The sequence below is a fragment of the Denitrobaculum tricleocarpae genome (genome assembly GCF_007004665.1).
GTDB classification, from domain to species: domain Bacteria; phylum Pseudomonadota; class Alphaproteobacteria; order Kiloniellales; family Kiloniellaceae; genus Denitrobaculum; species Denitrobaculum tricleocarpae.
This window is the reverse complement of sequence record NZ_ML660054.1, coordinates 606,522-618,517: the sequence shown is the minus strand read 5'-3', so window position 1 is coordinate 618,517 and position 11,996 is coordinate 606,522. Positions and strand designations below refer to the sequence as shown.

Below are 11,996 nucleotides of genomic sequence, written 5' to 3'. Positions count from 1 at the left end.
GCCGGCCGTAATCGGCAACACGATTGAAATGGGGTGAAGACCTGCCGGAATCAATCGATAGAGCTCTGCGATGCGGTTCGCACTTGAACTTTCGGGGGAGCTGCCCAATGCGTATCGCCAACGGTTATCGGTAGTGATCGTTGGCCATAGTGATTGAAGACACTTAGAGCAAAGGGGGGGGCGATGACGCAACCATATGGGGGATGATGGCACATCGTACAACAACCCAAAGCACCTTGTTTTCCCCGGGGACGCTAGCGGGAAGTACGAGCGAGGTAGTTGATAGTAAATAGAATTTTAGCGGAAAAGCGCCGAGAGATGATGATCCATGGGAATTGCCCGAAATTTATATAAAATTCTATTTACCTTTCGGTCATAGATCGCTGTCAGACTTGCTGTCCTACGCGAAACCGCAGGAAACGCAACATGTCAGTTATGCTGAAAAGCCCTTTGCCGAAACAGCCAGAAGCGGTGGGTTCCGACTCGACATCGCTTTCTGAACTGGAAGTGGAGCGTTTGACGGCGATGGGCGATAAGATGATCGCACTCGGACTGGCGGGCCATTGTGTGCCGCTCGCGACGGATGCGGGTGAGCAGGTTGTTGCCATTCTCGATACCGAGGGCGAGCGGATTCTTTGCGCGTTCGGCAAAATCGGTGCGGTCTATTGCGCAATCGACGCCGATTCCAAGGTTCTCGGTCACGGCGAAACTCTCGAGGATGTGCTGGCCGTCTTCCCTTATGTTTTCGGCCCGCACCCTGAGTTGGCCGACATCCCAACATAGCGCCGTCGAGGGGGGGGCTGGGGCCCTGAGATAGAAGTCTCTGAAGTCCCAGTTTTGCGGTGGCTGGTCTATCGCAGTCTTAGCGATTTGTTCAAGCTCTCGAGCGCTTGCAGATTGCGGAGTTGAGCTGCGGATGTCTGGGCCTTCCGGTAACGGTGCCACCAATGACGGCAATCGTCTTCGTATCGCCGGCGTGTGGCCCGGTCGATAGGCCGATTGCTTCTACGGGCGCGCTGATTGGCCCGGAACATTCTGCGGGCAAAGACAATCTCGCCTCTCAGTGCGTTGTGGCGAACAGAAAGTACATCCGCGCGCCCGTTACGAAACCTCTGTATAATTTCGGGTGGCATTGCGTCGTAACGTGCCTCGAGGGTTTCAAGTTCATCCATCTTGGTCTTCCTCCGTTTAACGATACTCCGCCAGTCATTTGTAAATTGAAAATACAATTAAATGGCGAATTCAACCGAAGTAAGCTTGCTAAATTCCTGCAGTGAATTCAACAAAAGATCCAAAATGGGTACAAATTGTGATTTGGCGTAAAACAGCCAAGGACGTCGCCGTATCTCATGATGCGCCGCTTCAGATGACGGCAGTCGCATTCAAGGCCGGCAACTAAACGCCCAGAAGTTCCGACGCGGTCAGGATTCGGTACATTGCGCGGATATTGTCGTTGTCGAAGGAGATATCGTCCCGGGCCGGATTAAACTGCTGCAGTACAGTGCGTGTCGGGGTCTTCTTGACCAGCCGTTTAATGTAGCATTGGCCGGGGTCGCCATTGTGGCCGTGCAGCTCCACAATCACATCGCAGCCGCTTGTGGCCGGACGGCCGGGGTGTACAAAGACGATTTCACCCTCTTCAAAGCGCGGCGACATAGACTGCCCGACAACATAGATTGCAAATACGTTTGACGCCCCGGCAATTCCGGGAGGACGGCGCACGCGATCAACGACTTCACCATTGAATTCAAAGCAACTTTCGTTTCCGCCGACAGCTACGCCCCGAACTTCGACATCCCGGAGCAGGCTGGCTGTCGAGGGGACTGAAACCGATGCCGGGGCCGCCTCACCGGAATGCGGTGCGAACTCTGCTTCCATGCCGTAAGACCCCGACGTATGTGCCTGAACGTGCCGGTCGAAAACGCCACTCTCACTGGAACGTTCCAAGGCAAACGAAGCGTCAGCTTCGGTCTCACCGAAGCCATCTGTCATGGGCTCATCCAGGAGAAGGTCTGCCGGGTGACACTCAAGAGCCCTGGCAAGGCGGCGCATCCATTCGACCGTCAGGCGCCGTTCGCCGCGCTCAAGTTTGACAATCTGAGAACGGCCCGTGCCCGCCAGCTTTCCAAGGTTGTCCTGAGTGAGGCCGCGCAGGCGCCTCAATTCTTTGATGCGATTGCTCATGCGGTCACTATAACGGATCTCCAAAGTGGGTACAATGTGCAAAATGGGCACAACTTCATCTTGTGAAATCACCACATAATGGGTACAAATTAATTCTATCATATGTAGTAAAAACCGAAAGGCTTCACATGATCCGTTTTGCGCATGCAAATCCCGGTGCCGCAGTGCCAATCGTTGCTCAGGACTCTGGTTCTTGTGTTTCAGGCATCGCTCCCGGGGCAGGCGTCCCGCAGCCGCGCCGATTGGGAGTTTCTGATGGTTGGGGAGTTTCTGGCAGTGAATGATGATTCGGTGCTGCATTCCGGACTTTTCCTGACCAAAACCGAGGCCTTCGTATTGGAGTGCCGGGCGCGGGGGATGAGCAATACGGCCATCCGGCGTCTGCTCCAGTTGTCTGCCGCGGAAGCGGCCGCTGTGGGCGTCATTCCAAGCCAGGCGCCGGATAGATCGTCATTGGAGACCGCGGGAGACGCTGGTCAATCCAACAAGTGCTGGCCGGAGAGGCAGGGGAGGTGCCGTGTTCACCCTCGGCGAGCGCGGATATCGGCTAACTCGGCAAAGGGTTCGTCGCGCGCCCGGCGAGGCTGCGCGCAGAGGCGTAGACAGGAACGAAATCCATTGCGCCAGGGAGCGTCGCGGAGCGGACAAAAGATAAAAACCAGAGGAGAAATTGTATGAGTGGCTATGAGCAGGATCGGTACAGTTCAAGTGATGGGCGGGCGACGGTCCGGATCGGGGGGAGTACTTCTTCTGCCGGATACGCGGGACGCGCAGCCATTGTTACGCCTGAACGGATCTTGAGTGTCATGGCGGAGGAGAGCGGAATCTCGCTTGAGCTTCTCTTGTGCGCCCGACGGGACCGTAAGATCGCCCGTCCGCGTCAGTTGGCTATGTATTTGATGCGTAAACTCTGTTTTGAGCTGTCACTGGCGAAAATCGGTGCAAGCGTGGGCGGGCGGGATCATAAGACCGTCATGCATGCCTGCGATCTGATGGACTATTTGTTGACCCGGGACCGAAATCTGCAAGACCTGCAGCAGCGGGTTCTCAACCGGCTTTATGGCTCCGCACAGTGAAAACCAGGCCCTTCCAGTCCATTTCATAAAATTGCGAGGTGAACGCTGAGCTATGAAGAAGAGCAGTGACAACGAACCGTCATTTGCGAGTGACCGAGACCCATCGGTTTCGAACAAGGCAACTCGAGAGAAACACCTAAACACTGATGTCCTGGCAGTGAGTGACTTTGGGTCGCGGAGCAGGGCTCGTCATCATGGCGGTATTGTCGTCGAGACCCGAGAAGTGTCCGTTCAAGGCAACATCCTTATGCTGGGGGCGAGAGCAAAGTACGAGTGCCTGTTGGATCAACTGCTGGACCAGGAGGTGATTGCGCCGGAGCTTTATGATGCGGGTGTCTGGTTGCGCTCGCTTTATCTCCGGACACGCTCAAATGAAGGAGTCGCCCGCTACGGCGATCTCGGTTTTGATCGCGACGGCGGACGGTCGAGCTTCGGACCGGAAATGTCGGACGAGCTTGCCTGGAACCTGCGCGCAATGCGCGACACTATGCTCAGCCTAAAGGAACACTGGTTCACGCTCCGCCGGCTCTGTTGCGACGATCGCATGCCGCGGTCGCGCCGCGCGGTTATCGAAGGACTAAGTGCTTTGGCAAAGCTCAGAGGTTTTGTTTGAGTCGTACCCCTATCGCGCTTAAGTCTGTAAGATAGGCATAAGCGTTGCGCGCAGGCGCCGAGTTTCAAAAGGTAGAGCGATGTCCGATGGAGATGAGACTGACGGATTAGATGAAGCGGGAGAGGATCGTGAGGGTGTCGTATTCGCACGTATCATCCGCGGCGTCGCCGATCATTTCTCAAAGCTGAACGTCGACGAGGGACCCCAGGACATCGAGCAGATGCTTAGGGTGTTCTCCGAGTTGGCCGACGCGTTCGATACTACCAACGGGTTTGAGTTTGACCGTGAGCAGGCTCTGCCGCTCAGTTACGCCTTCACCATGCTGGAAGCAGGCATGCGTGTGATGTCGGAGCAGGCCACCGAGGGTGGCTACTTCAATGCTGCGGCCAAGATGGAGTGGGCTGCCATACAGGCCAAGGGTATGATCGGTGAGTTGGAACGCCGGCACCAGTCGAACGAGGGTGGCGTCATTACCTTCGACGATGCAGACGAGATGATCGAGGAGGATTTTTTCGATCTGGACGGCGAAGGGATGACAAAGCACTAAGCCGTTGCCGGTTTTTCTGCGGCGTTCGCTGCGCCGGTAACAAATCTGTCGGATCTGGGATTAACGTCGATGAAGATGTCCGGTTCGTTCGTCACTCTGTGTGCGTGGATCTCCTGGTGCTCGCGCGTCTTGGCCTTGTCAGCTTGTCTGGCTTTTGCGAATGGCTCACTGCAGGCCGATTACTACGCCGGTGTGTCGGCCTATGACAGCGGCGATGTCGCCCGGGCGGTCGCCGAGTGGCGCGAGAGCGCGAACAGAGGTGACGCGCGGTCTCAGACGGCGTTGGGTAACGTCTATGCCATGGGCCTTGCGGTCGGGGTCGATCACCGCGCAGCATCGGAATGGTACCGGAAGGCTGCGGATCAGGGGAATGCCGCAGCGCAATACAGTCTGGCGACGAATTTTGCTGCCGGGCTTGGCGTCAAGCGAGATCTGGCAAAGGCGATCGAATTGTTTCGCGCGGCTGCCGAGCGCCAAGAAGTGCGCGCTCAGTTCGAGCTCGCCCGGCGTTATGAAAAAGGAGATGGCGTCGCAGCGGACGCCGTTCGCGCGACGAAGTGGTATCTCGCTGCCGCGACTCAGGGGCATGTATTGGCGCAGATCGCGGTCGCGAAGCGCTTTGAGCGAGGCAGTGTCGGCCGGATCAGTCTTACCGAAGCCTACACCTGGTATTACATTGCCAGCCGCAGGGACACGACCTTTGCCCGACAGGTGGCGGAACCTCTGAGACAGATTGAAGAACGTCTTGCGCAGGTAGATCTCGCCGATGCCCGGGAGCGGGCAGAGACCTGGTTGCGCGAAAACCTCTAGGATGTGTGCATTAACGAATTAATCGCTATGTAGGCATATGATATTTGGCTGTTTTTATATTCGCGGCTGTAGGCAGCGCCAGGCTGCCGGTGGTATAGTAGGCAGGATTGCCATGAGAACGGCGCATATCTGAAATACAGCGAGATCGTCATTCCTGAGACCTTCACAGATGCCGAGCGGGACCGGTTTCACAACCTGTTGATGCTAGCGGCCGAGAGCCCTTTCGAGGGTGAGCGGGAGAATGCTCTGGCCGCGGCAAAACGCATGGCCGAGCGCAAAGGTCTGACACTCGATGAGGCGGCGGCAATGCGCGAGCAGGCCGCCAAGGAAAAGCCGAAGCAGGAAGCAAAGGGCCCGTCGACGGAGGCGGAGCGGGAGTTCGCCAATCGCTTTGCGACCGCGACCCATTTGATGGATCAGGAAATCCGTCGTGAGAAAGCCCGGCGGGAAGCGGCGCTGAAAGCCGCCCAGGAGCGTGGCCTGGATGCTGAAGAGCGACGTGCCGAGGAACGCCGGAGCCGGCAACGCAGCTCAAATCGCTCGAATAGCAAGGCGCGGATGAATCCCTATCGGCATGCCGCCGTTCTGCTGGCGGAGACGTCCCTGCCGTTCCGCGAGGTGGCCAGTATAACGGGTTTGGATATCTATCAAATCGTCGGTATGAAGTTGAAGATGCGGAACGTCGCGTGAAGTTAACCCCCATCTTCTGCGGTCACGCAAAATTATGACGTTCATCCACCAGCTAACGCTCGTCGAATTTCTGGCCTTGGATGTATCCGGCAAGCCAAAGCCCGATCAGCCGATAGATCAGGATATGGGGGCATTGCGGGCGGCCTATGCGGATCACTGGCGGATCGACACTCTTGTTCCGATCCAGGGGCGCGACGGCCGCTATGCCCTGGCTGCCGACTGGTTCAATGCCGCATTCCTGCTTGTCCGTGGCCGATGGAAGGGAAACCCGCCCGCCGATCCTCGTGAGTCCTGGAGTGTGGCCGGGATTTTCTCGGACAACCTTTTGTTCCTCGATCGACCGCATCGCGGGGCCTTGCTTTCAGCCGAACTGCAGATTTTTGGGTTCGAGGTCCGTGGAGGACGGGTGGGCCGCCTTCCGCCTTGCACGCCAATCGGCTTGATCTCGCGAAAGTGCGCCTTTCGTGTCGCCATCCGTCGCGCAATCGCCGCGGGCGCGGAGATTTCAGAAGAAGTACTGGCGGATTACCGCGATCTGGTAAACGAAAAGAAGACGAGGGATGAGACCGGTTTGTCCTCTCTTCAGGACACGCTTCCGTTAGCCTGATGGAGCCAGAAAGCAAGGTGTGACGGGGGCATTTGTGCTCTGATGTTATCGATGACAACAAAGTGTGTACGCCAGGCCGAAACAGCGGCATAGACTTGGGGCGTGATACGGGGTTTCCTTTGGGCGGTGAATCCGATCAGACATAATAGAAGATCCAGGGGCAGCGAGGGGCGTGCAGGATGACGAAGCAAAGGTTTGAACGCGGGGATATCGTGTTTCGTGAAGGCGGCCTGAGCGACAGCGTATTTCGCGTTATATCCGGGGAAGTCGAGATCGTTAAGGAACTGCAGGGCCGCGACATTGCACTCGGGCGCGTTGGACCAGGCGAATACTTTGGCGAGATGGGTGTTATCGAGGGGCGTCCGCGCAGCGCCACCGTGAAGGCGGTCTCGAATCTGGAAGTCGAGACGATTGAGCGCGACGATTTTCTGCACCGGGTGAGTGAGGATGCGGACACTGCATTCGAACTGATGCAGCGGTTGAGTGAACGCCTACACACACTGGACGATGCCTTCGCGGCTTCCGTCGTCGTGGGCGGCCGCAGAAAGACCGACCCGAAGGTCGAAGACCTCTCGAACGACCGTCCGGCAACGGGGCAGGTTAAAATCCTTGCCGATTCCGATGCGGTGACTTCGGTTCTGCCTGCTGAGGGTCTGACACCTCAGGTTTTGCCGTTTTTTGTGGGGAGGCATCCTGTAGGCGATGAAGCCCTGCCACCCATTACAATTGACCTGCCGCTGCACGACAGCGAACCACACAGGCTGGCGAAGGTTCATTTTTCAGTGGCAAAAACGGCGAAGGGCTTTGCTATCAGGGATTTCAGAACCGAACTGGGGACAAAGGTCAACGAAGTCTCGCTGGGCGAGCACTTCTCGCGTGACGTCACTCTGTTGAATCCGGGGGAGAACTCGATTGTCGCCGGCGGCGGTGACTCGCCTTTCCGGTTTCGAATCGTCGTTGGAGAGAGTTAGCTGCTCGCTGGGACAGGTGCCCGGTTCGCCGCTGGAGCAATTCACATTTAAATGGACTCAAAATTCACTGCCTCTCGATCAACAAACGGCTGATCTTGAACGCGATTTTTGAGGAGCTACGTTTCAAGATGAATGTGAAACGCTCTCATTCCCGTCGCTCAGATGGTCTTTGTATTCTTCGCGCAAACGGTTTTTAAGTATCTTGCCCGTCGCACCGAGAGGCAGAGATTCCACAAAAATAATATCGTCCGGGAGCCACCACTTCGCGACCTGGCCCGCGAGGTAGTCTCGAACCGCATCCTGATCGGGTGTTGCGTCCGCCTTCGGCACGATCAGCAAGAGTGGCCGCTCGTCCCATTTATGATGATGAACCCCGATCACGGCTGCCATCATGACGTCCGGGTGTCCGGTCGCCGCGTTCTCCAGATCGATTGAACTGATCCACTCACCCCCTGATTTGATCATGTCTTTCACGCGATCGGTGATTTGCACGTAGCCCTCTGGATCGATGGTCGCGACGTCTCCGGTGGAAAACCAACCCTCCTCGTCGTGCCGGTTTCCCTGATCTTCACCACTTTCTGCTTTAAAGTAGGCGCTACAGACCCAGGGGCCGCTGATTTTCAGTTCACCCTGTGCCTGGCCATCATGGGGCAGAGCAGATCCGTTTTCGTCGACGATTTTCAGGTCAACGCCGAAAAGCTTTCTACCTTGCTTGATCTGGATTTCATGGCGTTCGTCGTCGGGCAGGTCGAGATGGGACTGCTTGACGACGTTTATCGTACCGACCGGGCTGGTTTCGGTCATTCCCCAGCCTTGCCGGACTTCCACGCCGAAGTCTTTTTCGAAGTCTTTGACCATCGACTTCGGCGTAGCCGAGCCGCCAATGACGACAAACTCCAAATTCGCCGGTGCGCGGCCTCTCTCGCGCATGGCCCTCAGGAGGTCCAGCCAGATGGTCGGAACTCCAGCCGATGCAGTCACGCCTTCCGTTTCCATGAGCTCCCAAAGGCTGTCGCCGTCAAGCTTCGGTCCCGGATTGACAAGCTTGGTCCCGGTAAAGGGGGTGGCGTAGGGGATACCCCAGGCGTTGACGTGAAACATTGGAACAACCGGCAAAACAGCGGCTTTCTCCGAAAAATTCATGATGCCCGGTAAAGCGATGGCCATAGAGTGCAGCAAAGTTGAACGGTGGCTGTAGAGAACGCCTTTGGGGTGACCCGTCGTGCCCGAGGTGTAGCAGAGCGAAGATGCAGAGTTTTCGTCAAACTCCGGCCAGTCGAATTGGTCCGAGGCGTTTGCCAACAGCTCTTCGTAGCACAACAGTCCCGGGATCTTGCTCTCGGGCATGTGCGCATGATCGGTCATCACAACGATGCCGCGCAGAGATTCAAGCTGTCCTGCCATCGCCTCGATCAAAGGCATGAAGGTCAGATCGATGAAGAGGTACTTATCTTCCGCATGATTCAGGATATAGGCGATCTGTGAGGGATGGAGCCTCGGGTTTAGTGTGTGACAGACCGCGCCAAACCCGGAAACCGCGTAATAGATTTCAAAGTGCCGGTACCCGTTCCATGCCAGCGTGGCGATGCGGTCGCCACGCTCTATGCCAAACCTGCCAAGAGTGTTTGCCAGGCGCTGAGCACGTTTGTGAGCTTCCTCATAGCTATAGCGGTGCAGGTCCCCCTCGACCGCGCGGGACACGATCTCCTGCTGACCGTAAATCTCGGCGCCATGTTTTAATATAGACGAGATCAGAAGGGGCTTGCCCATCATCAGACCGAGCATCGTTTTGTCTCCGGAGACTTCTTTGCGAACTCAAGCACAAACGCGCAACCGGCCTTCATCCGGTTGCATTAACTTCAACATGGAACACCGATCCGCTCAAGCCTCGAGCTGTTTCGGGCCGGCATCTGATGTCGAACAGGCTCAAGCGCTCTTATTGTGCGCGCGGAACCAAGCGCCTGCCAGTTGACGATGCTCTTCATCGGCGGAATTTGCGTAGATGTGCGCTTGGGCATCGCAGGAGATCTCGCTCTCATCAATCTGGTTCAGCGTCTCCGTAACGATGGCTGGAAAGACTTCGCAAAATTCTCCGAAATCCGGGATCATTTCCTTCAGGTTTTCATGAAATTCATTCATCAGCAGGATGCGTTCTTCCCAACCCAAGGGTTTGAGTTGGCGTGCCCAGATCTGGGCTAATTCCGTTGGTAGTTGCTCTGCTTGCATCGTTCCCCCAGCGATAAGCGCTCGAGTCACAATGTAACGAGGGCGGTGCCACGGCAATACGCCAAGCGTGACTGATCCAATGAACCCGCATCGGGGCAGTGTTCGCCGCTGCCGCAATCGTTCAAGAGAAGAACGATATCTGCTGTTCCGGTGCCGCCGGTCAAACCCTCGTTTACACTGCTTCTCACAAGGACAGACTACAGTGTATCACAGTCTTGACCAATGGTCGTTAACGGCGCTGAATCAACAGGTTGTAGGCCTATTCAATTTTTGACGGGCTTTGTGTTAACCAAAAGAGCCGCTCTATCGCAGTTGAACGACAGGTCATCGCCGCCGCCAAAACGTGAGGTCTGAGGCTGCAGTCCTCAAACGGCTTTGGGGCAACTTAGCCCTTGGCGAGTGCAACCAGATGATCAAACATCAGGAAGAGTCCGGTATAGCCCAGGCCCGCGATCGCAAAGAGTGTGCAAAGAGCGAAGTACCCGCGCAGCCGGCTGGCCTTTACCTCACCGGAGGCAGCTGCAAATTCGGTTGTCGGCGATGACTGCGTAGATCCATCGGCAACAGCTTCGAACTGGTCTAAGTCAATGGCCTGTAAAGTGGGCATAGTCGCCAGTCCCCCCTTTTGTCACGCTCGTCGCGGGACGAGCCCAACGCTCAAGTCAATTCACATGGATGTCTGATTAGAGTCATCGAACACCTGATGATATTAGTGCTCGTTTGTGACCATACGATGGCGGGATGCAAAAAATCCTGTGACATTGCAGTGACATAGTTCCCGTGCGGCGCGCTGAGTGAGGCGGGCGTGCGCCGGAGGATAACCGGATGGGAGATGGTCCCGGCTATTGCGAGCTTGTCGGCCCTGAGTGTGACGAGAGGACCGACAACCAGTTTTCTATGCCCTCAGCTGCACAGGCGGCGGTTGCAAAGGTGCCTTGCAACAGATAGCCACCGGTCGGTGCATCCCAGTCCAGCATCTCGCCGGCAACGAACACGCCGGGCAGGTTCTTGATCATGAGCTCATGGTTCACAGCGTCCAGTTCCAGCCCTCCCACGGAAGAAATTGCCCGCTCCAGAGGCTGACTGCCGGTCAGAGCAACAGGAACGGCTTTCACGGCTGCTGCAACCTGCTCCGGCGAAGAGAGCTCGGTGCCGGCATGACACTCGCGTAACAGCGCGGCGGCGGCGGGGGCAAGTTTTATGGACTTACGCAGTCTGCTGGACAGGCTGTCTTTAGTGCGCTGCGATGAGAGGCGTTGTTCTATTTTGTCACGGTCGAGGTCCGGTTTGAGATCGAGGACAAGGCGAGCTTGGGTGTTTTCCCGAAGTTCGGTGCGGAGAGCCCGACCCAAAGCATAGACGCCGCCGCCTTCGACTCCGTAATCAGCGATCATGATCTCACCCTTGGCATGGGCGCCTCCTGCGGTCAGACCAAGGTTTTTGAGAGCGGTCCCCGCGTAACGCTGCTTGAAGCTCTCGCTCCAACTCACATTGAAGCCGCAGTTGCTTGGCTGGAACTCTGTACATGGCACACCCATCTGCTTAAAGCTCTGGAGCCATTTCCCGTCTGATCCCATCCTGGGCCAACTTGCTCCTCCGAGAGCAAGCAGGATTGCGTCCGCAATCACCGTAAATTCAATGCCGTCACGGTTCAGAATTCTGAGTTCAAGCGGCGCGTCTCCAGGCTTTGCGTCGCGCGGCGGCAGGCTTTTTATGCCTTGCCATCTGCAGTCAGTTTGTAAGACGACACCTTGTTCCTGCAGGCGTCTCAGCCAGGCGCGCAGGAGTGGCGAGGCTTTGAAAGTTTGGGGGAAGACACGACCACTGGAGCCGACGAAGGTCTTGATGCCTAGATCTTCGCTCCAGCTCCGCAGGTCATCCGGCGAGAAGCGAGCAAGCTTTTCTTGAAAGAAAGTGGCCGACGGACCGTAACGCGCTATGAATTTTTTGGAGTCTTCGGAGTGCGTAAGGTTCAGGCCGCCCCGACCTGCCAGAAGAAACTTACGGCCAAATGAGGCTTTGGCTTCGTACAGTGCAACATCGAAGTTTTTGGCAGAGAGGCGTTGCGCAGCCATCAATCCCGCGGGTCCACCTCCGACAATGGCGATCCTCGGTCGCGCGGATTCCAACAAACTATCTCCAAGAACGATTCTGATGTCCCGGCCTTGTGGCGAGCGGATCAGGACGATTGGCGGACTGATATTACCTCTTGTTACACTCGCACGCGCTTACCGCGCAAGCGTTAGAAGCATAGTCTCCTTGCGACCTCACG

13 protein-coding genes are annotated in these 11,996 nt (G+C 56.6%); 8 read left to right on the top strand and 5 right to left on the bottom strand.

Translation table 11 applies throughout. The features are described from left to right. The first annotated feature begins 426 nt into the window (after window positions 1-426). Complete coding sequence (locus FKG95_RS11985) at window positions 427-783, top strand: hypothetical protein (RefSeq protein WP_142896576.1); 357 nt, start codon at window positions 427-429, stop codon at window positions 781-783. Window positions 784-1,395: 612 nt separating this feature from the next. Here FKG95_RS11985 and FKG95_RS11980 read toward each other — a convergent pair. Next, entirely contained in the window at window positions 1,396-2,184 is a 789-nt protein-coding gene (locus tag FKG95_RS11980) for an XRE family transcriptional regulator (protein WP_179954069.1), read from the bottom strand. Window positions 2,185-2,858: 674 nt separating this feature from the next. Here FKG95_RS11980 and FKG95_RS11975 point away from each other — a divergent pair. The 7 genes from FKG95_RS11975 to FKG95_RS11940 all read left to right on the top strand — a co-directional run bounded on the left by FKG95_RS11975 (window position 2,859) and on the right by FKG95_RS11940 (window position 7,498). After that, window positions 2,859-3,260, top strand: a complete 402-nt coding sequence (locus tag FKG95_RS11975; protein WP_142896574.1) for a helix-turn-helix domain-containing protein — start codon at window positions 2,859-2,861, stop codon at window positions 3,258-3,260. A 223-nt stretch (window positions 3,261-3,483) separates the two neighbouring features. Continuing rightward, a complete protein-coding gene (locus FKG95_RS11970; RefSeq protein WP_142896573.1) occupies window positions 3,484-3,873 on the top strand; it encodes a hypothetical protein in 390 nt (129 codons plus the stop codon). 79 nt (window positions 3,874-3,952) lie between these two features. After that, entirely contained in the window at window positions 3,953-4,420 is a 468-nt protein-coding gene (locus tag FKG95_RS11965; protein WP_142896572.1) for a hypothetical protein, read from the top strand. A gap of 69 nt (window positions 4,421-4,489) precedes the next feature. Continuing rightward, window positions 4,490-5,230: a tetratricopeptide repeat protein gene (locus tag FKG95_RS11955; RefSeq protein WP_179954068.1), complete on the top strand. Its 741-nt coding sequence runs from the start codon at window positions 4,490-4,492 to the stop codon at window positions 5,228-5,230. A 201-nt stretch (window positions 5,231-5,431) separates the two neighbouring features. Next, on the top strand, window positions 5,432-5,920 hold the full coding sequence (locus tag FKG95_RS11950) for a hypothetical protein (RefSeq protein ID WP_142896569.1): 489 nt from the start codon (window positions 5,432-5,434) through the stop codon (window positions 5,918-5,920). A 34-nt stretch (window positions 5,921-5,954) separates the two neighbouring features. After that, window positions 5,955-6,527, top strand: coding sequence for a hypothetical protein (locus tag FKG95_RS11945; protein WP_142896568.1), 573 nt, complete (start codon window positions 5,955-5,957; stop codon window positions 6,525-6,527). Between the two features lie 179 nt (window positions 6,528-6,706). Beyond that, window positions 6,707-7,498: a cyclic nucleotide-binding domain-containing protein gene (locus FKG95_RS11940; RefSeq protein ID WP_142896567.1), complete on the top strand. Its 792-nt coding sequence runs from the start codon at window positions 6,707-6,709 to the stop codon at window positions 7,496-7,498. Between the two features lie 123 nt (window positions 7,499-7,621). Here the strand turns inward: FKG95_RS11940 and FKG95_RS11935 are convergent, their stop codons facing one another. The 4 genes from FKG95_RS11935 to FKG95_RS11920 all read right to left on the bottom strand — a co-directional run bounded on the left by FKG95_RS11935 (window position 7,622) and on the right by FKG95_RS11920 (window position 11,853). Then, on the bottom strand, window positions 7,622-9,283 hold the full coding sequence (locus FKG95_RS11935) for a 3-(methylthio)propionyl-CoA ligase (RefSeq protein ID WP_142896566.1): 1,662 nt from the start codon (window positions 9,281-9,283) through the stop codon (window positions 7,622-7,624). 141 nt (window positions 9,284-9,424) lie between these two features. Next, the gene (locus tag FKG95_RS11930; protein WP_142896565.1) at window positions 9,425-9,724 is read right to left on the bottom strand and encodes a hypothetical protein; all 300 of its coding nucleotides are present in this window, start codon (window positions 9,722-9,724) and stop codon (window positions 9,425-9,427) included. 385 nt (window positions 9,725-10,109) lie between these two features. Continuing rightward, complete coding sequence (locus FKG95_RS11925; RefSeq protein ID WP_142896564.1) at window positions 10,110-10,331, bottom strand: hypothetical protein; 222 nt, start codon at window positions 10,329-10,331, stop codon at window positions 10,110-10,112. Window positions 10,332-10,566: 235 nt separating this feature from the next. Beyond that, window positions 10,567-11,853, bottom strand: a complete 1,287-nt coding sequence (locus FKG95_RS11920) for a BaiN/RdsA family NAD(P)/FAD-dependent oxidoreductase (protein ID WP_142896563.1) — start codon at window positions 11,851-11,853, stop codon at window positions 10,567-10,569. Between the last annotated feature and the right edge of the window lie 143 nt (window positions 11,854-11,996).